General features: G+C 62.0%; 24 protein-coding genes. 12 read left to right on the top strand and 12 right to left on the bottom strand.

What is annotated here, in order from left to right; genetic code table 11:
* The first annotated feature begins 814 nt into the window (after positions 1-814).
* The 3 genes from dnaA to ACM6UT_RS06065 all read left to right on the top strand — a co-directional run bounded on the left by dnaA (position 815) and on the right by ACM6UT_RS06065 (position 4,073).
* Complete coding sequence (dnaA, locus tag ACM6UT_RS06075; protein WP_416796453.1) at positions 815-2,371, top strand: chromosomal replication initiator protein DnaA; 1,557 nt, start codon at positions 815-817, stop codon at positions 2,369-2,371.
* 57 nt (positions 2,372-2,428) lie between these two features.
* Positions 2,429-3,019: a class I SAM-dependent methyltransferase gene (locus ACM6UT_RS06070; RefSeq protein WP_416796452.1), complete on the top strand. Its 591-nt coding sequence runs from the start codon at positions 2,429-2,431 to the stop codon at positions 3,017-3,019.
* A gap of 130 nt (positions 3,020-3,149) precedes the next feature.
* Complete coding sequence (locus ACM6UT_RS06065; protein WP_416796451.1) at positions 3,150-4,073, top strand: DMT family transporter; 924 nt, start codon at positions 3,150-3,152, stop codon at positions 4,071-4,073.
* Between the two features lie 5 nt (positions 4,074-4,078).
* Here ACM6UT_RS06065 and ACM6UT_RS06060 read toward each other — a convergent pair whose 3' ends face one another.
* From ACM6UT_RS06060 to rph, 5 genes are read right to left on the bottom strand one after another with little or no spacing between them, the layout of a single operon-like run.
* A complete protein-coding gene (locus ACM6UT_RS06060) occupies positions 4,079-4,822 on the bottom strand; it encodes a class I SAM-dependent methyltransferase (RefSeq protein WP_416796450.1) in 744 nt (247 codons plus the stop codon).
* A 12-nt stretch (positions 4,823-4,834) separates the two neighbouring features.
* A complete protein-coding gene (gene hemW / locus ACM6UT_RS06055) occupies positions 4,835-6,016 on the bottom strand; it encodes a radical SAM family heme chaperone HemW (RefSeq protein WP_416796449.1) in 1,182 nt (393 codons plus the stop codon).
* Positions 6,017-6,023: 7 nt separating this feature from the next.
* Positions 6,024-6,668 carry an RdgB/HAM1 family non-canonical purine NTP pyrophosphatase gene (gene rdgB / locus ACM6UT_RS06050; protein WP_416796448.1) on the bottom strand — a complete coding sequence of 215 codons (645 nt, stop codon included), beginning with the start codon at positions 6,666-6,668 and terminating at the stop codon, positions 6,024-6,026.
* Positions 6,669-6,678: 10 nt separating this feature from the next.
* Positions 6,679-7,095: a VOC family protein gene (locus tag ACM6UT_RS06045; RefSeq protein WP_416796447.1), complete on the bottom strand. Its 417-nt coding sequence runs from the start codon at positions 7,093-7,095 to the stop codon at positions 6,679-6,681.
* Positions 7,096-7,123: 28 nt separating this feature from the next.
* Positions 7,124-7,840, bottom strand: coding sequence for a ribonuclease PH (gene rph, locus ACM6UT_RS06040; protein ID WP_416796446.1), 717 nt, complete (start codon positions 7,838-7,840; stop codon positions 7,124-7,126).
* A 171-nt stretch (positions 7,841-8,011) separates the two neighbouring features.
* Here rph and hrcA point away from each other — a divergent pair, with 171 nt between their 5' ends.
* Positions 8,012-9,094, top strand: coding sequence for a heat-inducible transcriptional repressor HrcA (gene hrcA / locus ACM6UT_RS06035; RefSeq protein WP_416796445.1), 1,083 nt, complete (start codon positions 8,012-8,014; stop codon positions 9,092-9,094).
* A 118-nt stretch (positions 9,095-9,212) separates the two neighbouring features.
* A complete protein-coding gene (gene grpE / locus ACM6UT_RS06030; protein WP_416796444.1) occupies positions 9,213-9,842 on the top strand; it encodes a nucleotide exchange factor GrpE in 630 nt (209 codons plus the stop codon).
* Between the two features lie 68 nt (positions 9,843-9,910).
* Here grpE and ptsN read toward each other — a convergent pair whose 3' ends face one another.
* From ptsN to lptC, 6 genes are all read right to left on the bottom strand, one after another.
* Positions 9,911-10,372 (bottom strand): PTS IIA-like nitrogen regulatory protein PtsN, encoded by a 462-nt coding sequence (gene ptsN, locus ACM6UT_RS06025; RefSeq protein WP_416796443.1) that lies wholly within the window; start codon positions 10,370-10,372, stop codon positions 9,911-9,913.
* A gap of 68 nt (positions 10,373-10,440) precedes the next feature.
* On the bottom strand, positions 10,441-11,025 hold the full coding sequence (gene hpf, locus ACM6UT_RS06020) for a ribosome hibernation-promoting factor, HPF/YfiA family (protein WP_416796442.1): 585 nt from the start codon (positions 11,023-11,025) through the stop codon (positions 10,441-10,443).
* A gap of 225 nt (positions 11,026-11,250) precedes the next feature.
* Positions 11,251-12,798 (bottom strand): RNA polymerase factor sigma-54, encoded by a 1,548-nt coding sequence (gene rpoN, locus ACM6UT_RS06015; RefSeq protein WP_416796441.1) that lies wholly within the window; start codon positions 12,796-12,798, stop codon positions 11,251-11,253.
* Positions 12,799-12,937: 139 nt separating this feature from the next.
* A complete protein-coding gene (lptB, locus tag ACM6UT_RS06010; RefSeq protein WP_416796686.1) occupies positions 12,938-13,726 on the bottom strand; it encodes an LPS export ABC transporter ATP-binding protein in 789 nt (262 codons plus the stop codon).
* 40 nt (positions 13,727-13,766) lie between these two features.
* Positions 13,767-14,321, bottom strand: coding sequence for an LptA/OstA family protein (locus tag ACM6UT_RS06005; protein ID WP_416796440.1), 555 nt, complete (start codon positions 14,319-14,321; stop codon positions 13,767-13,769).
* A 14-nt stretch (positions 14,322-14,335) separates the two neighbouring features.
* Positions 14,336-15,001, bottom strand: a complete 666-nt coding sequence (gene lptC / locus ACM6UT_RS06000) for an LPS export ABC transporter periplasmic protein LptC (protein ID WP_416796439.1) — start codon at positions 14,999-15,001, stop codon at positions 14,336-14,338.
* Between the two features lie 266 nt (positions 15,002-15,267).
* Here lptC and ACM6UT_RS05995 point away from each other — a divergent pair, with 266 nt between their 5' ends.
* From ACM6UT_RS05995 to ACM6UT_RS05965, 7 genes are all read left to right on the top strand, one after another.
* Complete coding sequence (locus tag ACM6UT_RS05995; RefSeq protein ID WP_112685701.1) at positions 15,268-15,570, top strand: integration host factor subunit beta; 303 nt, start codon at positions 15,268-15,270, stop codon at positions 15,568-15,570.
* A 76-nt stretch (positions 15,571-15,646) separates the two neighbouring features.
* On the top strand, positions 15,647-15,991 hold the full coding sequence (locus ACM6UT_RS05990; protein WP_416796438.1) for a DUF1049 domain-containing protein: 345 nt from the start codon (positions 15,647-15,649) through the stop codon (positions 15,989-15,991).
* Positions 15,992-16,095: 104 nt separating this feature from the next.
* Complete coding sequence (locus ACM6UT_RS05985) at positions 16,096-17,223, top strand: class I SAM-dependent methyltransferase (protein WP_416796437.1); 1,128 nt, start codon at positions 16,096-16,098, stop codon at positions 17,221-17,223.
* Positions 17,220-18,080 carry a TrmH family RNA methyltransferase gene (locus ACM6UT_RS05980; RefSeq protein WP_416796436.1) on the top strand — a complete coding sequence of 287 codons (861 nt, stop codon included), beginning with the start codon at positions 17,220-17,222 and terminating at the stop codon, positions 18,078-18,080. The genes ACM6UT_RS05985 and ACM6UT_RS05980 overlap by 4 nt, the downstream gene beginning before the upstream one ends.
* Positions 18,077-18,568, top strand: a complete 492-nt coding sequence (lspA, locus tag ACM6UT_RS05975) for a signal peptidase II (RefSeq protein WP_416796435.1) — start codon at positions 18,077-18,079, stop codon at positions 18,566-18,568. Before ACM6UT_RS05980 ends, lspA begins: the two co-directional genes overlap by 4 nt.
* Before the next feature lie 149 nt (positions 18,569-18,717).
* On the top strand, positions 18,718-19,593 hold the full coding sequence (olsB, locus tag ACM6UT_RS05970; RefSeq protein WP_416796434.1) for a l-ornithine N(alpha)-acyltransferase: 876 nt from the start codon (positions 18,718-18,720) through the stop codon (positions 19,591-19,593).
* Positions 19,594-19,958: 365 nt separating this feature from the next.
* Positions 19,959-20,918, top strand: coding sequence for a LysR substrate-binding domain-containing protein (locus ACM6UT_RS05965; RefSeq protein WP_416796433.1), 960 nt, complete (start codon positions 19,959-19,961; stop codon positions 20,916-20,918).
* On the opposite strand, the gene ACM6UT_RS05960 is transcribed toward ACM6UT_RS05965, so the two are convergent.
* Positions 20,900-23,185: an NADP-dependent malic enzyme gene (locus ACM6UT_RS05960; protein ID WP_416796432.1), complete on the bottom strand. Its 2,286-nt coding sequence runs from the start codon at positions 23,183-23,185 to the stop codon at positions 20,900-20,902. The genes ACM6UT_RS05965 and ACM6UT_RS05960 overlap by 19 nt on opposite strands.
* Positions 23,186-23,361 lie beyond the last annotated feature (176 nt).

Here is a 23,361-nt window from a genome sequence, read left to right as displayed (position 1 = left end):
GCCACTTTTCGTAAAGCTCGGCTGTCCAGCCGGGCTTTTCGTGTTTTCTTTCATATCGTTGTCATTGGTCTGTCATATTGACAACCTGATGTCACTACGGTGACAAGAAAAAGCGTTTAAAAACAATAAATTAGTGGAGGTGGGGCGGAGCGCCTCCTCTTCACTTAACGGCAGGCGGCACAAGTTTCGAGTCAAGCGAATTTTTATTTTTTTTGCCGCGAGGGGCGACGGCGGACTGCCGTTTTTGAATCCCCTTGATTCAACAGCGATTCTTTTTTCCCTAATTGTGGCGGGCAAAATTCGGGTCAAGAGTCAATGGTTCGAACTTAATTTTGGGTAAAATTCGCTGTTGATCTTGGCTTTTGATCCTGCCTAAATGGCTCCCAACGAGAGGCACAGAGTTGACCTCGGGGACGGTCTGCAACTGCTGGTCAGGTGTTGAAACGTCCGGTGGCTTTCGTAGCGGAATGGTTCTAGTTCCGTTTTTTCATCCAGTGTTTGGCCTTTCATCGTAATCCGTTCGGGTTGCGACGGGGTGAGTTTGCGCACAGTTTCAGGGGCTGGCGAAATTAGTAAGGGGCAGGCGAAGGCGCGGCCGAATGTCCGTTTCGAGGGTGGGCGATCGGCGAGTTTGATGAATGAAAAAGGGGGACTGGCCTTGGGCCGTCACGGCAGGGTGCCTGATCCGCTTGGCATGGGATCCGGCCTCGTTTCGTGAGGTGTGCTGTTTCTTGTGAGAGACACCACGGACAGTCAAAGGCAGCTGGGCGGGAATTGCACTGTTCGGCGACGGTATTTTTTGGAAGGCGGCAAAATGCAAATTAATTCACTGACGGCCGGTGCAGCGGTTGACGGGGACCATGCACGGGAGACGACGAGTATTGTTCGTTCTGAAGCGGCGGAGGACTCGTCTGTGGCGACGCATGATGTGTTGTTCGAGCGCTTCAGCGCCAGGCTGAAGGCTCAGGTCGGGCCGGATGTTTATGCGAGTTGGTTTGGCCGCCTGAAGCTGCATTCAGCTTCGAAGAGCGTCCTGCGCCTGTCGGTTCCCACGACCTTTCTCAAGTCGTGGATCAACAATCGCTATCTGGACCTGATCACGAATATCATCCAGCAGGAAGATGCGAGCATCCTGAAGGTCGAGATCGTCGTGCGCAGTGCGAGTCGCAGCGTGCGCCCGCAGGTGTCGGATGAACAGCACAAGCCGGTTTCCGAAACCATTCCGTCATCCGCCGTTCGCAAGCCCACCACACCCCAGCAGATCGGACAGGTTGCCGCGCATCAGGGTGCTGCGCCCCGTTCGTCGCCGCCCGGACCGCTCTTCGGTTCGCCGTTGGACTCCCGTTTCACCTTCGACGGTTTCATCGAAGGCGCGTCGAACCGTGTTGCGCTCGCAGCGGCCAAGACCATTGCCGAGGCCGGCGCCGGTGCCGTTCGCTTCAATCCGCTCTTCATTCATTCCTCGGTCGGCCTCGGCAAGACCCATCTTCTGCAGGCCGTTGCCAATGCCGCGATCCAGAGCCCGCGGGCGCCGCGTGTCGTTTATCTGACGGCCGAGTATTTCATGTGGCGCTTCGCGACCGCCATCCGCGACAACGACGCGCTGACGTTGAAGGATTCGCTGCGCAACATCGACCTGCTCATTATCGACGATATGCAGTTCCTGCAGGGGAAGATGATCCAGCACGAGTTCTGCCATCTCCTCAACACCTTGCTCGACAGCGCCAAACAGGTTGTCGTGGCCGCCGACCGCGCGCCTTGGGAACTGGAGTCGCTCGACCCGCGTGTCCGCTCGCGCCTGCAGGGCGGCGTTGCGATAGAGATGGAGGCGCCGGACTTCGAGATGCGCTTCTCCATGCTGAAGAAGCGGCTCGAGGCCGCGCAGAAGGACGATGGTTCGCTCGACATTCCGGCCGAAATCCTCGCGCACGTGGCGCGCAGCGTCGCAAGCAGCGGCCGTGATCTAGAAGGCGCCTTCAATCAGCTTATCTTCCGTCGTTCGTTCGAGCCGAACCTGTCGGTCGATCGCGTGGACGAACTGCTCGCCCATCTGGTTGGAGCCGGAGAACAGAAGCGGGTTCGCATCGAGGACATCCAGCGGGTCGTCGCCCGCCACTACAACGTCTCACGTCAGGAACTGGTCTCGAACCGCCGCACGCGGATGATCGTCAAGCCTCGGCAGATCGCCATGTATCTGTCGAAGACGCTGACGCCCCGCTCTTTCCCGGAGATCGGCCGCCGCTTCGGCGGACGCGACCACACCACAGTGCTGCATGCGGTCCGAAAGATCGAGGAATTGATCGGCGCGGACACCAAGCTCAGCCACGAGATCGAGCTTCTCAAGCGGTTGATCAATGAGAACAACGCGTGATGCAGGGCCGGCGGAGACGCCGGCCTTTCGCTTTGCGGACAGACGACCGGAGATGTAATGCACGGCGATCCGTCGCTGGCCTTCTACGAAGCGAATGCAGACGCCTATGCAGGGCGTTCGCGATCTGTGCCGCACGCCAGGCTTGACGCCTTTCTGGGCGGACTGGCGTCCGGCGCGCGTATTCTGGAGCTCGGCTGTGGCGCCGGCGACGACAGCGCAACTATGCTTGCGCGCGGGTTCGACGTGGTGCCGACCGACGGCTCGGCGGCCATGGCGTTCCAAGCCGAGATGCGGCTTCGCCGTCCTGTGCGGGTCATGCGCTTCTCCGAGCTCGATGAGATCAGTCTCTATGACGGCATTTGGGCCAATGCCTGTCTCTTGCACGTGCCGCTGGCGGAGCTGCCGCGGATACTTGGAAAGATCCGCCGTGCCCTGCGTCCGGCCGGACTGTTCTATGCAAGCTTCAAAGCAGGGCAGGGCGAAGGCTACGACCAGTTCGGCCGCTACTACAACCGGCCGGCGCCGGAATGGCTCATCCATCAGTACAGGATGCAAGGATTTGCAGAACCGGTCGTCGAATGCGCACATGGTGGTGGCTACGACGGTGTGGCGACGGAATGGCTTCACGTAGTCGCAAGGCCGGCATGAACCGGCGTTGAGGCTGAGTCTTTCGTGCCTTATCGTTTCCCGCTCGCCGGATCCGCGTTTCGCCAGCGGCGGAAATCGGGTGGTGGGCTACCCCAAGATTTGCGATCTTTTCGGAAAAGGAGAGATTGCTATGGCTCACAGGGAAATGGCGACTACGGAATGGCTGATGCTTCTCGGGCTCTCGCTGCTTTGGGGCGGATCCTTTCTCTTCAACGGAATTCTGGTCAAGGTCTGGCCACCGCTCACCATCGTGACGGCTCGTGTCCTGCTGGCTGCGATTACGCTCTGGATCGTTGTCCGGCTTTCGGGGATTGCCGTGCCGAAAAGCCGTGACGCCTGGCTTTCCTTCTTCGGCATGGGGCTTCTCAACAACGCCGTGCCCTTCACGCTGATCGTCTGGGGGCAGACCCATATCGCAAGCGGGCTCGCGGCGATCCTTAATGCCACCACGCCACTTTTCGGGGTTCTCGTGGCACATCTGTTGACCGAAGACGAGAGGCTGACAGTGAACCGCGTGGCGGGATTGTTGATCGGCCTCGCCGGGGTTGTGATCATGATCGGGCCAGCCGTGCTCGGCGACCTCGGTGGCGATGCCTGGGGCGAACTTGCCGTCCTCGGTGCGGCGCTGAGTTACGCCTTTGCGAGCGTTTACGGCCGCCGTTTCCGCCGCATGGGGCTGCCGCCACTCCTGCCGGCCGCCGGCCAGGTGACGGCCTCGTCCTTGCTGCTTTTGCCGGCAGCGCTCTTCATCGATCGCCCCTTCGCCCTGCCGCTCCCTGGACCAGAGACCTGGATCGCGCTGTTGGGCCTTGCCGTCCTCTCGACGGCGCTCGCCTACATTCTCTTCTTCCGGATTCTTGCGACGGCGGGTGCGACGAATATCATGCTGGTAACAATCCTCATCCCGCCGAGCGCGATCCTCCTGAGTGCGCTGGTGCTCGGCGAGCGCCTCGCCCCGCGGCACTTCGTCGGAATGCTGGCGATCGGGCTCGGCCTTCTCGCGATCGACGGGAGATTGTGGCGCCGGCTGGCGACCCGCGCCTCTCGGGGCTGAGGTCCTCAGCGGCTTACAATGGCGATGATTTCGGGGCTCTGCGGGGTAAGTGGGGAACGCTTCCAATCCCCATACCAGTCGACGGTAAGGAAGCCGGCTTCATCGAGAAGGCGAGCAATGGTGGCCCGGCCCGGAAAGCGCAGAGTACTGGCACTGGTCCGTTGTTCGCCTGTCTCGTTGAGCGTGAAGACCGTGTCGAAGGTGACGTGCTCGGTTTCGACTTGCCGGACCTCGTAGTAGACTTCGACTGCACCAATGCCTGGTATCTCGACCTTTTCGCGCGTAAGTGGCTCGGTCCACCGCTCCCACTCCCGCACGAGTGGATTGCGGCTCTCGAAGGCCAGGCGGCCGCCCGGGGCGAGATGCTTGTACGCGGAGGCGAGCACCGCGCTCGCTTCCGAGTCATCGAGAAAAACCTGGAAGACATGCGCGGTCATGATGATGAGATCGAATTTCCGATCGAGCGTAAAGTCCATGGCACTTCCGGAAACCCAGTCGACGATGCGGTCAGTATCCTTGGCTTTTGCGACCGCTAACATACCCGGAGCGGGGTCCAGCCCGGTCACCGCATGTCCGCGTCGGGCAAGTGCAAGCGTCAGCGAGCCGGTACCGCAGCCGAGATCCAGAATACGGCAGGGTTTGTCTGCAAGTCGGAGATAGAATTCGCGATCGGGACCGTCGCCGTTGAAGCTGTCGTAGAGGATTGCCATGTCGTGCCGCGCAAAGGCGTCGTCGACGGACACTGGCATCCTCCCTTTCTGCTAGCAGGCGAGATCGGCGACGACGGCGTCGAGGATCAGCATCCCCTTCGGCGTGCAACGCAGTCTGGAATTGCCGAGCCGTTCGATGAAGCCGTGTTCCAGTAAAGTCTGTTCGCGCGCCGGGTCCGGGTCGCGGCCGGAAAGCTGCTGCCAGCGGGCAAGGTCCACGCCTTCTCGAAGGCGAAGTCCCATCAGCAGCAGTTCGTCGGCCTGCTCGTCGGTACCGAGGACTTCCTGTTCCACCATACCGTGACCGGCGTGCTCGACGGCGGAAAGCCAGGCTTCCGGGTTACGTTCGGTCGCTGTCGCAAGCTTCTCGCGTCCCCGGGAAAGGCGGCCATGGGCGCCGGGGCCGATCCCCGCGTAGTCGCCGTAGCGCCAGTAGGTGAGGTTATGGCGGCTTTCGGCGCCCGGCCGGGCATGGTTCGAGACCTCATAGGCTGGCAGCCCTGCGCTTTCGGTGATCTCCTGTGTCGCCTCGTAGAGATCGGCGGACAGGTCACCATCCGGCACCACGAGCTTGCCGGCCTTGTGCAGGCCAAAGAAGGGGGTGCCTTCCTCGATCGTCAACTGGTAGAGCGACAGGTGGTCGACCGCATAGGAGATCGCCTGCCGCAATTCCGGCTCCCAGGTTTCCACGGTCTGGCCGGGACGGGCGTAGATCAGGTCGAAGGACATCCGCGGGAAAATCTCGCGGGCGAGTTTGATCGCCTTCAGCGCGTCGGCCACATCGTGCAGCCGCCCGAGAAATCTCAGATCCGTGTCGTTGAGCGCCTGGACACCGAGAGAGACGCGGTTGACCCCGGCCGACCGGTAGCCGCGGAACCGGGTCGCCTCCACGCTCGAAGGATTGGCCTCCATGGTGATTTCGATGCCGTCCGGCACATGCCACAGGCGAGCGATCCCCTCGAGGATTGCCGAGACGGTCGCCGGCTCCATAAGGGAGGGTGTGCCGCCGCCGAGGAAGATGCTGGTGACGGTCTTTGGTCCGCTGAGGCGGCGCATCGTTTCTATTTCCCGCAGGAAGGCCGCGACGAAACGCGGCTGATCCACGGGCTGGTGGCGTACATGGCTGTTGAAGTCGCAGTAAGGGCACTTCGCCGCGCAGAACGGCCAGTGGACATAGACACCGAAGCCGGGCTCGCCCGTGTCGGGAAGAAGGAACGGTGTGGCGTCCGACATGCCGGCGTCAGGCCTCCAGGCAGGTTTCGACGAAGAGCTTGAAGGCGCGGGCGCGATGAGACAGCGCACTTGTCTGTCCGGGTTTCCAGCCGTGCTTCTCCTGCGCCGTCATCTCGCCGAAGGTTCGTTGGTGTCCCTCCGGCTGGAAGACAGGATCGTAGCCGAAGCCGGAAGTGCCACGCGGCGGCCAGACGACAATGCCCTCGACCTCGCCGCGGAAGGTCTCCGTGTGGCCGTCGGGCCAGGCGAGGCAGAGCACGCTGACGAAGCGCGCCGCGCGCTCTTCCGGTGCTGTCGCGCCGCGGTCTTGCAGGGCCTTTTCAACCTTCTCCATCGCCATGGCGAAGTCGCGGCTGCCGTCTTCGCGTTCCGCCCAGTTCGCCGTGTAGACGCCAGGCGCGCCGTCGAGGGCGTCGATCACCAGGCCGGAATCGTCGGAAAGGGCCGGCATACCCGAGGCCTTCGCCGAGGCGAGCGCCTTGATGGCTGCGTTTTCCTCGAAGGTGGTTCCGGTTTCTTCCGGCTCTTCGAACTTGAGGTCAGCCGCCGATCTCGCGGAGAACCCGAGCGGCCCGATGAGATCGGCAATCTCCGCGATTTTGCCCGCGTTGTGACTGGCAACGACGATGGTCTTGGTTTCGAGCTTGCGCATACTTCAGGTCCTATTCGAGATTCCAGAGACGAGGCTCGGCACATTCCAGGCTGTTGCCGGCCGGATCGCGGAAATAGATCGACCGGGCACCGTTCGGCCAGTGGAAATCGGCCTCGATCGCAACGCCGGCGGCCTCAAGACGGGCAAGGACAGAGTCCATCTTGTCGCGCGAGACCCGGAAGCAGGCGTGCCCCGGGCCGGTCGCGCCGTGCGGCGGGAACGGAAGAGCACCGGCCGGTGTCGGTTGGATGGTTGCCGCGGGATCGAAGATCAGCAGGATGCCTGTGCCGCAACGGAAGAAGACGTGCCGTCCTTCTTGCCGGATCACGACGTCGAGGCCGAGCACGTCTCCATAGAACGCCTCGGCGGCCTCGAGATCGGAGGCGTAGAGCGCCGTTTCAAGAATACCTTCGAGCTCGCTCGACACTATCTGCTCCCGCGCCTTGCGGCGGCAATCAGAGGATTGCCTGCTTCTGTAGGGTCACCAGTTCGCCGATGCCAGCGCGAGCAAGCCGCATCAGTGTCAGGAACTCGTCCTCGGTAAAGGGGGTACCTTCCGCCGTGCCCTGGATTTCCACGATCGCGCCGCTTCCCGTCATAACGAAATTGGCGTCGGTCTCCGCCGCCGAGTCTTCGAGATAGTCAAGATCGATGACCGGCTGGGTTGCGAAGACGCCACAGGAGATCGCGGCGACGTGGTCCTTGAGCACCCGGTCGACCTTGACCATGTTGCGCGCTTCCATCCACTTCAGGCAGTCGTGCAGCGCAATCCAGCCGCCGGTGATGGACGCCGTGCGCGTACCGCCGTCCGCTTGGATGACGTCGCAGTCGATGGTGATCTGGCGTTCGCCGAGGGCTTCGAGGTCAACGACGGCGCGCAGCGAGCGGCCGATCAACCGCTGGATTTCTTGGGTTCGTCCGCCCTGTTTGCCGGCCGCCGCCTCCCGCTTCATGCGCTCCCCGGTGGCCCGCGGCAGCATGCCATACTCGGCAGTCACCCAGCCCTTGCCGCTGTTGCGCAGCCACGGCGGCGTCTTGTCCTCGAGGCTCGCCGTGCAGAGCACATGGGTATCCCCGAACTTCACGAGACAGGAACCTTCCGCATGCTTCGAGAAATTGCGCTCGAATGAAATCTTGCGCATCTGGTCGGTTTTTCTGCCTGACGGCCGCATTGGCTTCTCCTTGAAACTTTCTATGGCCTTCTACGGTCGAGCGCAGCGATTTGCAAAGAAAAACCGGCCTTTCGCGTCCCGCAGGACAGGGATTTTCCCGTTTGTGATCGGACTGCAAGTGACTATATTCGCCTAGGGCATTGTTCGAACAGGGTTTGCATCGCAACGGTCATGGCGAATACTCCGGTCAAAGAGATATCTTCCGTGCTGGACGACCGATCACGCGAGATTTTCCGGCGCATCGTCGAAAGCTATCTCGATTCGGGAGAACCGCTCGGCTCGCGCAACCTTTCGCGTCTCCTGCCGATGTCTCTTTCCCCCGCCTCCGTGCGCAATGTCATGAGCGATCTCGAGGACCTCGGCCTCATATACGCGCCGCACATCAGCGCCGGCCGGATGCCGACCCAGCAGGGGCTGCGTTTCTTCGTCGACGCCTTCATGCAGGTCGGCAATTTGTCGGAGAGCGAACGCCAGAGCATCGAGCGGCAGATTCGTCCTCACGATGCCGATCAGCCGCTGGAAAACCTCCTAACCGACGCGAGCCGCATGCTTTCGGGCTTGTCCCGCGGGGCGGGACTGGTGATCGCCGCCAAGAGTGACCAGATCCTGAAGCACGTGGAATTCATCCGGCTGGAGCCGACGAAGGCGCTGGCGGTGCTGGTCGGCGAACACAATCAGATCGAAAACCGCATCATCGACCTGCCCGCAGGCGTGACGGCATCGCAACTGACGGAGGCGGCCAACTTCATCAATGCCAATCTCGCCGGCCAGACGCTACCCGAACTGCGAAGCCAACTCGTCAAGCTCAAGGAGCAGGTCGCAGGCGAGCTTGACGCGCTTTCGCAGGACCTCGTTGAGCGTGGCCTCGCCGTATGGTCCGGCGGGGTGGAGGCGGAGAAGCCGACGCGGCTCATCGTCCGCGGCCGGGCCAACTTGCTCGAGGGGGTGGCGGGCGCCGAGGACATCGACCGGCTGCGTCTCCTTTTCGACGATCTGGAGCGCAAGGAAAGCCTCATCGAAATCCTCAATCTCGCGGAGACCGGCCCCGGTGTCCGGATTTTCATCGGGTCGGAGAACAAGCTGTTCTCGCTTTCCGGTTCGTCGCTGATCGTCGCGCCATACAGGGACAGCGACGAGCGAATCGTTGGCGCTGTCGGCGTCATAGGCCCGACGCGCCTCAACTACTCCCGCATCGTTCCCATGGTCGACTACACGGCGCAGCTCATGGCACGCCTGTCACGCTCCAAGCGTTAGGCGCATCGGCGGATGGGATAGCAATCCGGACGGTGATATCGCACCGCAGCCTTGATTTTTCGACCTCAAACCCTGATATCGGACACGAATTCCAAACGAGATTCAATCGGAGAACGTCATGACCGACGAAACCAAGAAAAACGGACCTGACGCCACCGTCGCTGAAAACCAGATCGACGAGCAGCAGAATGGGGAACCCGAAGCGCCGAAGGCGGAAGTCGATCCCCTGGAGACGTTGAAGGCCGAAAATGCCGAACTGCGCGATCGTTTCCTGCGCCTCGCCGCCGAGATGGACAACCTGCGCCGCCGCACCGAACGCGACGTAAAGGATGCCAAGGCCTATGCGGTGACCGGCTTCGCCCGGGACATGCTGGCTGTCTCCGACAATCTGCGCCGCGCTCTTGATGCCATCTCGGAAGAGGCGCGCGCGTCCGCGGACGCCGGTCTGTCTGCGCTCATCGAGGGCGTTGAAATGACCGAGCGCGGCATGCTCTCGACGCTTGAACGGCACGGAGTCCGCAAGATCGAGCCGCAGGGCCAGAAGTTCGACCCGAATTTCCACCAGGCTATGTTCGAGATTCCCAATCCGGACGTCCCGAACAACACCGTCGTCCAGGTGGTGCAGGCTGGCTTTACGATCGGTGACCGCGTTCTGCGTCCGGCCATGGTCGGCGTTGCGAAGGGCGGCCAGAAGGCCGAAGCCCAGCCGGAAGCCAATGCTGCATCGGCTGGCGAGAAGGGAGCCTGATTCTTATCCGATTTCTTTCGGAAACGCGGGCGTCGGCGAAAGTCGACGCCCTTTCTTTTGGGACGATATCAGGCGGCGTTCGCCTGTTCCTCGTTGAGGAACGCGTAGATGGCCGAGGCGGATTCAGTCGCGCGGAGCTTGGCGACGAGGTCCTGGTCGCGCAGGACGCGCGCGATCCTCGACAGCGCCTTCAGATGGTCCGCACCTGCGCCTTCCGGTGCCAGCAACAGAAACACGAGGTCGACCGGCTGGTCGTCGAGCGCTTCGAAATCGACCGGCGTTTCCAGCCGTGCGAAAATTCCGGTGATATTCCTGATGCTGTTCAGCTTTCCGTGCGGGATGGCGATGCCGTTGCCGACACCGGTGGAACCCAGACGCTCCCGCTGCAGGATGACGTCGAAGATTTCCCGTTCGGGGATGTTCGTGAGTTTTGAGGCTTTCGCGGCGAGCTCCTGAAGCAGCTGCTTCTTGGAGTTTACCCTGAGGGCGGGGACGACTGCGTCTTGTTGCAGCAAATCTGCCAAGGCCATTTCAAAATCCTTCATGCCGCCGAATCAAAGGGGAAGGAAACGGCGGGGACCGCCGCTTCCGGTTTGGCTCAGCCTTTGATGTTGGCGGAGTCGATCCATCCGATATTGCCGTCATTGCGACGGTAGACGATGTTGATCTGCTCGCTGCCCGGGCTGCGGAACAAGAGCACAGGCTCGTCCGTCATGTCGAGGGCCATGACCGCACTTGCAACCGACATGGTACGCAGTTGCTTGGTGCTTTCGGCGACGATGGCGGGCGCGTAATCCTCGGGAACTTCCTCATGCTCATCGAATACGGCATCCATCACGGTGTAGGCGACTTCGGCGGGCGTGCCGGCGCCGCTGTTCGGATGGCGATCCTTGAGCTTCCGCTTATAGCGGCGCAGCCGCTTGTCGATGCGGTCGGTGGCGATGTCGAAGCAAATCAGCGGGTCGTTCGCGGAGCCGGTGGCGTGCAGGTTGACGCCGGAGTCGAGGTGGAGCAGGCAGTCGGCCACGAACGGCGCGGCTGCGGCCGCGGATTTCGTTACCGTGATCTGGCCGGAGTACCCACCGTCGAAATATTTGGTGACCGTCTCCCTAATCCGATCTTCAATCCGTTGCCGGAAGGCATCGCCGATTTCCATATGTTTGCCGGATACGCGCACACTCATGGAGTTTCCCTTCTTATTGTGATTTGCGGGTACCAGTTTACGTCAACCGCCGTCTGCATCCAAGCTCTTCACGCAGCAATGTCGCCCGCCAGGGCTGTCGCTGGGCGGAGACTGGGGATAACCAGGGGGCCGTCTCCTTTGCCAATCGGGGCGGGCTTCTAGACAAGCTTTGCGCGAGAGTCAACGGACCGCTAACCGATTCTTAACAAGCGGCACGCGGCATGTTCACCTTGCGGTCGCCTTTGCGAGTGCACGCTTTTCGCGCCGCCGCTGTACCGACGAAGGTATATTCATCGCCTCGCGGTACTTGGCGACGGTGCGTCGCGCAAGGTCGATGCCGCTGTCCTTCAGTGCGCTGACGATGTCGTCGTCCGAGAGGACCGCGTCCGGGTTCTCCTGCGTGATCAGCGTGCGGATTCTATGCCGTACCGCTTCCGCCGAATGGCTGTCGCCGCCCTCCGCCGACGCAATGGAAACGGTGAAGAAGTATTTCAGTTCGAAAAGGCCTCGCGGGGTCAGCATGTACTTGTTGGAGGTGACGCGGCTGACCGTGGATTCATGCATCTTGATGGCGTCCGCGACCGTGCGCAGGTTCAGCGGACGGAGATGATCGACGCCGTGGCGCAGAAAGGCGTCCTGCTGCCGGACGATCTCGCTGGCGACCTTGAGGATGGTTCGGGCGCGCTGGTCGAGGCTGCGGGTAAGCCAGTTGGCATTCTGCAGGCACTCGGCGAGGAAGGCTTGATCTCCGGCGTTCGCGTCGCGGCTTTTTGTCACCCTGGTGTAATAGCTCTGGTTGACGAGAACTCGCGGCAGGACGTCGGGGTTGAGCTCCACAGTCCAGCCGCCGTCAGGCGCCGGACGAACGATGATGTCGGGGACGACTGCCTCGCTCAAATTCGTCTCGAACCCGCTCGCCGGCTTCGGATTCAGGCCGCGGATCTCCGAAAGCATATCGATCAGGTCTTCTTCGTCGACTCCGCAAAGCTTTTTAAGGGTCGCGAAGTCGCGCTTGGCGAGAAGCTCGAGATTGTCGACCAGCATCGCCATTGCAGGGTCGAGGCGGTCGCGTTGTTTCAGCTGAATTGCGAGGCATTCGCTCAACGAACGGGCAAAGATCCCGGGGGGGTCGAGGGTCTGCAAGACGCCGACGACCTGCTCTACGCGCTCGGGCGTCCCCCCGAAGCGCTCCGCCACCTCCTGAAGATCGGTGCGCAGATAGCCTGCTTCATCGACCTGGTCCATGAGGGCGAGCGCAATCATGCGGTCGGACGCCTCCGGAAATGCGAAGGGAATTTGCTGGCTCAGATGATCGCGTAAGGTTATCTGGCCGGCAACGAAATCGTCGAGGTCGTAACCCTCCCCGGAATCGGAGCTGGCGCCTGGCATTGACTTCCACTGCCCCAGCAACTCGGGAGCGTCGGCGCGGGCCGAGACACCTTCGTCGGCAAACGCAGTGTCGAAATTGGAGTCGAGGCTTTCGTTGAGTGGGACGCCCTTGGCGTTCTCATACCAGTCGCTTTCGGGAGTACCGGCTTCCTCACCAGCCGTCGTTTCCTGCGCGGCAAGTGCTTCCTCGCCTCGCAGGGGTTCCGATCCGCCGTCGCCGCCCTCCGGAGCGAAATCGAGAAGCGGATTCTTTTCGACCTCCTGCGCGATGAACTGGACGAGTTCGAAGTGGGTCATCTGGAGCAGTTGGATGGACTGCATCAGCTGAGGAGTCATGACCAGGGACTGGCTCTGGCGCAAATATAGATTGGCCGACAAAGCCATGATGGACGCGAAACTCCCCGAAATTCACCCGCTCAGACCGCCGCCTGTCGCGAGGAAACTCCAACTGGCCCAAAAATTGCTTTTTTATCCGGTCTGGTCAAGCCGGACGGTGGAGATTCGTGCTGGGCGACTGCGTGGCTCAGAGGCTGAACTTGTCGCCGAGATAAAGCCGCCGAACGTCGGGGTTGTTGACGATGTCGTTGGCGCGGCCGTGGGTCAGGACCTCGCCGGCGTGGATGATATAGGCCCGGTCGATGAGGCCGAGCGTCTCGCGCACGTTATGGTCGGTGATCAGTACCCCGATGCCGCGTGCCGTCAGGTGCCGGACAAGATTCTGAATGTCCGATACCGAGATCGGGTCGACGCCTGCGAATGGCTCGTCGAGCAGCATGAATGTCGGGTCGGTCGCAAGCGCGCGGGCGATTTCAAGGCGACGTCGTTCGCCGCCGGACAGGCCCACTGCTGCAGATTTGCGCAGCTTCTCGATGTGGAATTCATAGAGAAGTTCATCGAGCTTGGCTTCCCGCTTGTCGCGGCTCGGTTCGTGGACCTCGAGCACTGCCCGGATGTTGTCCTCGACGCTCAGCCCCCTGAAGATCGATGCTTCCTGCGGCAGATAACCAACACCCAGGCGCGCGCGCCTGTACATCGGCATGGCGGTCACCTCGTTGCCGTCGATGGCGATCGTACCGGCGTCGACGGGCACCAGTCCCGTGATCATGTAGAAGCAGGTCGTTTTGCCGGCACCGTTGGGGCCGAGCAGCCCGACGGCTTCCCCACGGCGCACGACCAGCGACACCCCGTTGACGACGCGACGGGTATTGTAGCTCTTCGTCAGGCCGTGGGCGATCAGCGTTCCCTGATAGCGCGTCTTATCCAGACGTGCCTCGTCGGGGCTCGGCTGTCGCGTCCGTAGCGCGCCGGACAGTGCTGAGGCGAAAGGAATCTTCACGTGTCGACCGGTCCGGTTATTTCTTCTGGGATTTCGGGTCGAGCTGGATCTGTACCCGGCCGCCGCAACTGTCGAGTTTTGCTTCGCCGGTATTCATCTGGACCGTCAGCTTGCAGCCGACGAAGACGTTCTGGCCTTCCGACAGAACCACCCGGTCGCCCTCGAGCACGAACACCTGACGGTCCATGTCGAAATAGCCGCTTTCCGCGGTGGCCTGCTGCGTGCCGGAGGAGAGGAAGACCTTATTGGTGACGTCGATCTTCTGAATGTCGGCATTGCCGCTGGTCACCGAGGTACTGTCGCCCCGATAATGAACCGTCATGTTGCCCGACTGCAGGACGGTGGTGCCCTGTACGACCTTCACGTTGCCATTGAAGAGCGCGACCTTCTCCTGCTCGCGGATCTGCAGCTCGTCGCTCTCGATCTGGATCGGCTTGTCGTTGGAAAGCTTCAGGCCGTCGAGATTGCTTTTCGTTGCCTGTGCCAGCGCCGGTACCGACCCTGCAACGGACATGCCGAAGGCGATCAGCAGCCCAGCCACCAAAACCGAATTTTGACGTTTGTCTTTCATGACTGGACCGGCTCTCAGTTGTCCGCTTTACGGATGGCGGACGGTTCGATGTGGACGCGAACTTGTCCCGCGAAGGTGATTACTCGCCCCTTATCTGTCATCTTGAGCGACTGCGCAACAATCGACGCTTCCTTCGCGGTGATGGCAACAGGGTCCTTTGTTTCCATGCTGCCGCCCTTGATGTCCAGATGCGCGGACTTAAAGGCAGCCTCGATGCCCGTGCTGAGCTTGATCGTGAAGGGGGCCGTCATGTCCAGCCGGTCGGTGGAGCGGTCGAATACACCGCTTTCGGCGATGACGCGGGCGATGGTTTTGTCGTCGATCGGGACCGCTGCCGCGATCGTCTCGAGCGAGATGATATTCGGGTTCTTGATATCCTGAAGGGCGCGTTCGGCGCGCATTGAATAACTGATGCCGTCGGAGTTGCGTCCCGATATGGCGGGCTTTTCCATCACGACCTTGCCGTTCTCGATCCGCGCAGATTCTATCTTCACGTTTTCGGGAAGATAGGCCCGGATTACCGACACCGCGATGAAGGCGAGCGAGATGACGAGCGCGGCGACGGGGAGCAGAATCTTGAGGCGACGCACGCGTGCGGAATGCGCCACCGCCCTCTGGTAGGCGCGCGCGCCCGGCTGAAGGCCGGCAATTGCGGCACTCTCGTCTACCCTGCTCAACATGAATCAGGCCTGTCCCAGAATAAATATCGAGCGGGAATGGCCCCGCCCGCAGCCTGCCGCAACCGACACGACACATCGCATTAATAAGATCGCATGCCAATATGGAAATTGTTGTCGCGAATGCAAGTCCACCTCGCCCGGGCGGACCAGTGCCGTGCTCGCTAGCCACGCTGCACAGTTCCGGCTAAGTTGTTCCTTGACGGTGCTTTTTTAGTTTGGCACCTTGGCCCCTCTGTTGCTGGAAACCACAATCTCAGGGGGCGAGCGTGATCAAGTCGGAATTGGTGCAGATCGTCGCGGCGCGAAATCCGCATCTTTATCACCGTGATGTCGAGAACATCGTCAATGCCGTCCTGGACGAGATCACCGATGCGCTGGCCGCCGGTAACCGTGTCGAGCTTCGTGGCTTCGGTGCTTTTTCCGTCAAGAACCGCCCGTCGCGGTCGGGACGCAATCCCCGGACCGGCGAGTCGGTTTTCGTTGAGGAGAAGTGGGTGCCGTTCTTCAAGACTGGCAAGGAATTGCGCGAACGCCTGAATCCCGGAATGGGTGACCAAGACGGCGATTGAACGGCGTCATCTGGCCGAGCGCGCGACACCGCATCGAGGGGTGTTCCGCGAATACGTCTGCCGAGGAGAGTGAGCGATGGTGAAGAAGATCGTCAATCTGGTTGTGCTTGTCCCGCTCGGTATCGTGCTCGTCGTGTTGTCCGTCGCCAATCGCCAGGGCGTGACGCTCGCGCTCAATCCCTTCCGCCCGGAAGATGCGGTGCTGTCCCTGACCGCGCCGTTGTTCGTTTTCCTGTTCCTGGCGGTCATGCTCGGAATAGTGATCGGCGGTGCCGTCGTGTGGTTCTCCCAGCGCAAGTATCGCAAGCGCGCCCGCACGGAATCGCGCTCCGCCCAGCAATGGCAGATGGAGGCCGAAAAACACAAGGCGCGGGCCGAGCAGATCGCAGGCCGCGACCTGCCGCAGTTGCAGTCCAAATAGGCTTACTGTCGAAAACCCTGAACGGACCGAAAGCGCTTTCGCATAGGCCGCCGTGATGCTATGGGCTCGCGATCACTGGACGATCGAAAAGACAGGACCAAGGCGTGAAGAACAAAGAACGCCGGCCGGCCCGCAGCAAGCCGGCGGGACCGGGCGGCAAGGGACCGACAGGTGGGAAATCCCCCGCAGTGGCAGCTGCGAAAGCCGGCCACGGCAAGACTCATGAGGTCGTCCGCCGACCGCCTACGAAAGGCGCGTCCGAGAATTTGCCGGCACAGGCTGACGAGCCGGCCCGCAAACTGCAGATTCGCCCGGGTGAGCGTCCGGCCGAGCACGTTCCCCTTATTCTCGAGAGTCTCGGCGCCGGAGATTTTCATCTGATCGACAGCGGCGACGGCTTGAAGCTGGAACAATACGGACCCTATCGTATCATACGCCCCGAGGCGCAGGCTCTATGGCCGAAAGCGCTGCCGTCTCACGTTTGGGACAAGGCGGACGCAGTTTTCACCGGGGACACCGACGAGGACGGCATGGGGCGGTGGCGTTTCACCCGCGAGGCGCTTGGTGAGACGTGGCCGCTTTCGCTTCTCGGTGTCGATTTTCTCGGCCGCTTCACTGCTTTCCGGCACGTCGGGGTATTCCCCGAGCAGATCGCGCACTGGACCTGGATGAAGGAGCGGATCGAAGGTCATGGGCGGCCGCTGAAGGTGTTGAACCTCTTCGGCTATACCGGCGTCGCCTCGCTCGTCGCCGCTGCTGCCGGGGCCGAGGTCACCCATGTGGACGCCTCGAAGAAGGCGATCGGCTGGGCACGCGAGAACCAGGCTTTGAGCCGGCTCGAAAGGGCGCCGATCCGCTGGATCTGCGACGACGCGATGAAGTTCATCCAGCGAGAAGAACGCCGCGGTAGCCGCTACGACATCATCCTGACCGATCCGCCGAAGTTCGGTCGTGGGCCGAACGGCGAGGTCTGGCAGCTCTTCGATCATCTGCCGGCCATGCTCGACATTTGTCGCGAAATCCTTGCCCCGAAGGCGCTCGGCCTGGTGCTGACGGCCTATTCGATCCGGGCGAGCTTCTATTCCATCCACGAACTGATGCGTGAGACGATGCGCGGCAAGGGCGGGATCGTGGAATCCGGCGAACTGGTGATCCGGGAGGCCGGACTCGATGGGAAGACGCCCGGCCGGGCGCTTTCAACCTCACTTTTCAGCCGATGGGTGCCGAAATGAACGACGACTTTCGCGAACAGGGTCCGCGCCGCGTCGGCCAGGTCAAGGAAGTGACGAGCCTTTCGAACCCGATCGTCAAGGATATCAAGGCGCTGTCCCTCAAGAAGGCGCGTGACGAGACGAAGAGCTTCATGGCCGAGGGACTGAAGCTCGTCATCGATGCGCTTGATCTCGGCTGGACCATCAAGGTCCTCGTCTATTCCAAGGCCGGACGAGGCAAGCCGTTGGTCGAGAAGGTTGCCGCACGCACCGTCGCGGCAGGCGGGCTGGTGCTCGAGGTAAGCGACAAGGTGATGTCGGCGATCACGCGCCGTGACAATCCGCAGATGGTTGCGGGCGTCTTCGAGCAGCGGTTCAGGGCGCTGAAGGACGTGCAGCTCGGCAAGGACGAAACCTGGGTTGCGCTCGACCGCGTGCGCGATCCCGGCAATCTCGGAACCATCATCCGCACGGCCGACGCGTCCGGCGCTTCCGGCGTCATCCTGATAGGCGACTGCACCGATCCTTTTTCGCTCGAGACCGTACGCGCCACCATGGGCTCCCTGTTTGCGATGCCGCTGGTCAAGACCTCGGTCGAAGAGTTCGTTCGCTGGAAGGCGAAGTGCGGGGGGCAGGTCGTCGCGACCCACCTTGCCGGTGCGGTCGACTACCGCACGATCGATTATAAGCGTAAGCCGGTTGTCGTTCTGATGGGCAACGAGCAATCCGGGCTTCCGGACGAACTTGCCCGCGAGGCCGATGCGCTGGCGCGCATTCCCCAGGCCGGTCGCGCCGATTCGCTCAATCTTGCCGTCGCGACGGGAGTGATGTTGTTCGAAGCACGCCGCCATCTTCTGGCGCTCGGCGAGGTGAAATGACGAAGCACCCGGCGATCTTCGCGCGTCCGCTCCCGGCGATCTGTTTCATCGTGCTCGCCCTCGTCCTCGATCAGGCGATCAAATATCTCGTCGAGATATCCCTGCCGCTGCAGCAGCCGGTGCCGGTCATGCCGATGCTGGCCCTTTACCGAACCCATAATCTCGGCGTGGCCTTCTCGATGCTTTCCGACGCCCACGGTTGGTTCATCGTCGGGCTGAGGATTGCGATCGTGGCATTTGTCTTCTGGCTCTGGAGGCGGACGAGCCCCGTCCACCACTTCGCTCATCTGGGCTTCGTAATGATCATTGCCGGAGCGATCGGCAACATTATCGACCGTTTCGTCTACGGGCATGTGATTGACTATGTCTTATTTTACACCCAGACATGGTCGTTTGCGGTCTTCAATCTGGCCGATAGTCTGATCACTGTCGGTGCGGCCTTCATCATCCTCGACGAGTTCATGGTCACCAGGGTGCGGAAGCAATAGACTTCATCGATCAGGCGCGACGCAGATTCTGCCGAATTGCGACAGTCGGCCAAAGATGCTAGCGTGACGCCTGTCGCAGATCGTGTCACCTTCCTGTCGCATAGGCGTGGTTTATGACCCTGAAACGAAGTGGTTCCGGACAACTCGCCATGAACACTGAACTTCTCGACATCACGATTGCGGCAGACGGCTCGAACGCCGTCAGTGCCGCAACTGCCACCCCGAATGATCTGCTCGGCAGGATCGGTACCCTCGAAACGCGCCTTACGCGCAGCGATGCCGAGGTCGATGCGGCACAATCCATCCGCTACAAGGTCTTCGTCGAGGAGATGCATGCACAGGTCGCTCCCGAAGGAGCGCGGCGCAAGCGTGACGTCGATAGCTGGGACGCGCTTTGCGATCATCTGGTCGTGGTCGATCGCTCGATCGAGGGCGACCAGGAAGAACAGATTGTCGGCACCTACCGACTGCTGCGGCAGGAAGTTGCCGAAGCCCATGGCGGCTTCTATTCGGCGTCCGAGTTTTCGATCGACCGGTTGATCGCCAATCACCCCGGGAAGCGTTTCATCGAGCTCGGCCGCTCTTGTGTGCTGCCGGAATACCGCAACAAACGCACCATGGAACTGCTGTGGCAGGGCGCATGGGCCTACGCCTTGCGCCATCGCGGGGACGCCATGATCGGCTGCGCCTCCTTCCCCGGCGTGTACCCGGAAGAGCATGCGCTTGCGCTTTCCTTCCTCCACAATCATGCCGTTGCGGGTGGGGAGTGGTCGGTCACAGCCCTTCCGGAACTCTATCGCGAGATGGACCTGATGCCGGCCGAGGCGATCAATGCCCGCAAGGCAATCTCTTCGATGCCGCCGCTGATCAAGGGCTACCTGCGACTCGGCGCGATGTTCGGCGCCGGTGCCGTCGTCGACCACGCTTTCAACACCACCGACGTGTTGATCGTTCTGCCGATCTCCCGCATCTCGGACCGCTATCTCAACTATTACGGAACCGATGCGGGTCGGTTCGCAAGCTGACGCACCGAAGTGCGGCGCCCGGTTCCCTCGGCGACCTGGCGTTTGACGCATCGCATGCCGGGTCGGGCTTGCTGAAAGCGTGCGGCTCGAAAGGCAGATCCGCGATTTGCCGTTGGTCCATCGAGGCAATGACGGGATGGCTTAGCGGGTCCTGCGGATAAGGGTTCTCGTCGGAGCGCCGCGAAGCGCCCCTTCTCCAGAAAAACGTGAACATTGGGTCGTCTCGGGAATTCGCTGCCTTTTGGCACGACGTCGCCGTGGAGGGCAATCGATGCTGGAATTCTGGTCTATCTGTACGAAGACTTTGCCTCTCTTCTCGAGAAGCTTCAATTGAGATTTGGCAGGCTCTGATATAGAAAAACTATATGAAGAACTTGAATCTCGTCCATCTCAACGGTCTGAGGGCGTTGGAGGCGGTTGGTCGCCTCGGGTCGCTGCAAGGGGCGGCCGATGAGCTTGGCGTCTCGGTCGGCGCCGTGAGCCAGCAGGTCATCAAGGCCGAGGGGCAACTCGGTCGCCCGCTCTTCGAACGCAGGCCGAAGGGCCTCGTCCCGACGAAAGCGGCAAACGACATCCTGCCGCGGCTCACCGAAGCCTTCAGCCTGCTTTCCGGCGCGGTTGCTGCGGCCCGGAGACGCGACGACAAGCTGTTGACGATTTCGGTCGCTCCGGTGTTTGCGGCACGCTGGCTTGTGCATCGCCTAGGCGGGTTCTCCGCGCGTCATCCGGAAATCAATCTGCGAATGGATGCGACGACCAGGCTCGCCGACCCTTCGACGTCCGACATCGACCTGTGTATCCGGGTCGGCAAGGGGCGCTGGCCGGGGGTGCGCTCCGAGCTCATTCTCCCGCAACGCGTCTTCCCGGTGTGCTCGCCTACCCTTGCCAGCGATCTCGAGGAACCCGCCGACATCTTGAATTTGCCGGCGGTCATAGACGGCCACGCGTTGTTCGGCTGGGACGTCTGGCTGGAGGCCGCCGGTCTCGGCGGCCGGATGCTCGCCACCCGGCACGTCTTCAATGAGGCATCGCTCTGTCTGGACGCGACGATCGCTGGACAGGGAGTGATGCTTGCCTGGCAGACGCTCGCCTCCCACGCCGTGCAGACGGGTCAGCTTGTGATCCCTTTTGGGCCATGGGTGCCGACCGGCGATGGCCACTATTTCGTGACCGCCCAGACCACCCGGCGCAACCCGGCTGTCGAAGCCTTCAAGGTCTGGCTCCGGGATGAATTAACCGCCGACATGCAAGCGCTCGAATCTGCTTTCGAGCGGTCGATCCGGTCGCGCGCGCGAGGGAGGTCCGGTCAGACGCCGGCGTTGTAGGCCGCGATCGCGGCCATGTTGACGATGTCCGTGTCCTTGGCGCCCATCGAGGCGATCTGCACCGATTTCCCGAGACCGACCAGGATCGGTCCCATGACCGTGGAGCCGCCAAGCTCCTGCAGCATCTTCGTGGAGATCGATGCGGAGTGGATGGCCGGCATCACGAGCACGTTCGCGGTGCCGGAGAGGCGGCAGAACGGATACTGTTCCATACGGTGGGCATTGAGCGCCACATCCGCTCCCATCTCGCCATCGTACTCGAAGTCGACGCGGCGCGTGTCGAGAATTTTCACCGCCTCGCGCAACCGTTCGGAACGTTCTCGCGTCGGATGCCCGAAGGTGGAATAGGCAAGCAGTGCGACCCGGGGCTCGTAGCCGAAGCTGCGGGCGAAGCCGGCTGCCTCCTCGGCGATGTCGGCAAGTTCTTCGGCCGTCGGCATGTCGTGAACGGCGGTATCGGCGACCAGCACCGTCCGTCCGCGGGTCAGTGCGAGCGACACGCCGATCACGCGGTGGCCCGGCTGGGGGTCGATGCAGCGGCGGACATCCTCGAGTGCGGTCGAATAGTTGCGGGTGGTGCCGGTCACCATGGCATCGGCGTCGCCGAGCGCCACCATGCAGGCGGAGAAGTGATTGCGGTCGGTGTTGATGAGGCGCTGGCAGTCGCGCAGCAGGTAGCCTTTGCGCTGCAGCCGCGAGTAGAGATATTCCGTGTAAGCCTCGACCCGGGTCGAAAGCCGTGCATTGACGACTTCGATGCCCGGACGATCGAGGTCGATGCCAGCCCGGGCAGCCGTGGCCTTGAGCGGATCGTCACGACCGACGAGGATCGCCGTGCCGAGACCCTGGTTGGCGAAGGCGATTGCGGCACGCATCACCTGTTCTTCCTCGCCTTCGGCAAAGACGACACGCTTCGGATGGTTGCGTACCCGCTCGTAGAGGTGCTGCGTCGTCGCGGCGATCGGGTCGCGACGCGCCGAGAGCTCGCGCGCATAGGCGTCGAGATCGGTGATCGGCTTGCGAGCGACGCCGGTCTCCATAGCAGCCCTGGCGACGGCGACTGGTATCGCTGAGATCAGTCGCGGATCGAAAGGTACCGGGATGATGTACTCGGCGCCGAAGCGCGGACGGGTCCCCTGATAGGCGGCCGCCACGTCGTCGGGGACATCCTCTCGGGCCAGCGCGGCAAGCGACCGCACGGCCGCAATCTTCATCGCATCGTTGATGGAGGAAGCACGCACGTCGAGCGCGCCGCGGAAGATGTAAGGGAAGCCGAGTACGTTATTGACCTGGTTCGGGTAGTCCGACCGGCCGGTCGCCATGATCGCGTCGCTTCGGATAGCGGCGACCTCTTCCGGAGTGATTTCCGGATCCGGATTGGCCATCGCGAAGATGATCGGGTTCGCGGCCATCGAGCGGATCATGTCGGCCGTGAACGCGCCCTTCTGGGAGAGCCCCAACACGACGTCGGCGCCTTCCATGGCTTCGGCGAGCGTCCGGCGGTCGGTCTTTACGGCGTGGGCCGATTTCCACTGGTTCATGCCTTCCGTCCGGCCCTGGTAGATCACCCCCTTGGTGTCGCAAAGCGTGATGTTCTCCGGATTGAAGCCCATGGCCTTGATGAGCTCGATGCAGGCGATCGCTGCCGCGCCCGCGCCGTTGCAGACGAGCCGGGTGCTCTTGAAATCGCGTCCGGTGAGCTCGAGCGCATTGATCAGCCCGGCGGCGGCGATGATCGCCGTGCCATGCTGGTCGTCGTGGAAGACGGGAATGTCCATGAGCTCGCGCAGGCGTTGCTCGATGATGAAGCAATCCGGCGCCTTGATGTCCTCGAGGTTGATGCCGCCGAAGGACGGCCCCAGATAGCGTACGCAGCTGATGAACTCGTCGACGTTCTCGGTGTCGACTTCGAGGTCGATCGAGTCGACGTCGGCAAATCGCTTGAAGAGCACGGACTTGCCCTCCATGACCGGCTTGGCCGCGAGCGCACCGAGATTGCCGAGGCCGAGGATCGCCGTGCCGTTGGTGATGACGGCCACCATGTTGCCGCGAGTCGTGTAATCGTAGGCCGTGGCCGGATCGGCGGCGATCGCCTTGACCGGAACCGCGACGCCCGGCGAATAGGCGAGCGAGAGATCGCGCTGCGTCGCCATCGGCTTCGTCGGCGCGATTTCGAGCTTGCCCGGTCGGCCCTGGGCGTGAAAATCGAGCGCTTCCTGTTCGGTGACGGATGTCCTGATGCGGTCGGGCTTCTCTGATGCGGGCATGTTCCCCTCGAACCTAGCTGTGGGTGGCCGTTGTCCCGGCCGACCTTTGTTATTGTCTTTGCAGAGCGGAGGTCGTTACTGTTGCACGTCTCTTTTTCGAAGAAAACCGTTTGCCCGTGACAATCAACAGAGCCCCCTCGACCGAGGTCCTGAATGCTGCCGAGCTTGTCTCGGAG

It is taken from the genome of Ciceribacter azotifigens (assembly GCF_048159625.1).
Lineage (GTDB): Bacteria > Pseudomonadota > Alphaproteobacteria > Rhizobiales > Rhizobiaceae > Allorhizobium > Allorhizobium azotifigens.
Note: the sequence above shows the minus strand (reverse complement) of the source record. Positions and strands in the feature narration are given on the sequence as shown.

Coding starts and splice junctions, on each gene's coding strand:
- dnaA (WP_416796453.1), top strand. CDS start 815: ATGCAAATTAATTCACTGACGGCCGGTGCAGCGGTTGACGGGGACCAT.
- ACM6UT_RS06070 (WP_416796452.1), top strand. CDS start 2,429: ATGCACGGCGATCCGTCGCTGGCCTTCTACGAAGCGAATGCAGACGCC.
- ACM6UT_RS06065 (WP_416796451.1), top strand. CDS start 3,150: ATGGCTCACAGGGAAATGGCGACTACGGAATGGCTGATGCTTCTCGGG.
- ACM6UT_RS06060 (WP_416796450.1), bottom strand. CDS start 4,822: ATGCCAGTGTCCGTCGACGACGCCTTTGCGCGGCACGACATGGCAATC.
- hemW (WP_416796449.1), bottom strand. CDS start 6,016: ATGTCGGACGCCACACCGTTCCTTCTTCCCGACACGGGCGAGCCCGGC.
- rdgB (WP_416796448.1), bottom strand. CDS start 6,668: ATGCGCAAGCTCGAAACCAAGACCATCGTCGTTGCCAGTCACAACGCG.
- rph (WP_416796446.1), bottom strand. CDS start 7,840: ATGCGGCCGTCAGGCAGAAAAACCGACCAGATGCGCAAGATTTCATTC.
- hrcA (WP_416796445.1), top strand. CDS start 8,012: ATGGCGAATACTCCGGTCAAAGAGATATCTTCCGTGCTGGACGACCGA.
- grpE (WP_416796444.1), top strand. CDS start 9,213: ATGACCGACGAAACCAAGAAAAACGGACCTGACGCCACCGTCGCTGAA.
- ptsN (WP_416796443.1), bottom strand. CDS start 10,372: ATGGCCTTGGCAGATTTGCTGCAACAAGACGCAGTCGTCCCCGCCCTC.
- hpf (WP_416796442.1), bottom strand. CDS start 11,025: ATGAGTGTGCGCGTATCCGGCAAACATATGGAAATCGGCGATGCCTTC.
- rpoN (WP_416796441.1), bottom strand. CDS start 12,798: ATGGCTTTGTCGGCCAATCTATATTTGCGCCAGAGCCAGTCCCTGGTC.
- ACM6UT_RS06005 (WP_416796440.1), bottom strand. CDS start 14,321: ATGAAAGACAAACGTCAAAATTCGGTTTTGGTGGCTGGGCTGCTGATC.
- lptC (WP_416796439.1), bottom strand. CDS start 15,001: ATGTTGAGCAGGGTAGACGAGAGTGCCGCAATTGCCGGCCTTCAGCCG.
- ACM6UT_RS05990 (WP_416796438.1), top strand. CDS start 15,647: ATGGTGAAGAAGATCGTCAATCTGGTTGTGCTTGTCCCGCTCGGTATC.
- ACM6UT_RS05980 (WP_416796436.1), top strand. CDS start 17,220: ATGAACGACGACTTTCGCGAACAGGGTCCGCGCCGCGTCGGCCAGGTC.
- lspA (WP_416796435.1), top strand. CDS start 18,077: ATGACGAAGCACCCGGCGATCTTCGCGCGTCCGCTCCCGGCGATCTGT.
- olsB (WP_416796434.1), top strand. CDS start 18,718: ATGAACACTGAACTTCTCGACATCACGATTGCGGCAGACGGCTCGAAC.
- ACM6UT_RS05965 (WP_416796433.1), top strand. CDS start 19,959: ATGAAGAACTTGAATCTCGTCCATCTCAACGGTCTGAGGGCGTTGGAG.
- ACM6UT_RS05960 (WP_416796432.1), bottom strand. CDS start 23,185: ATGCCCGCATCAGAGAAGCCCGACCGCATCAGGACATCCGTCACCGAA.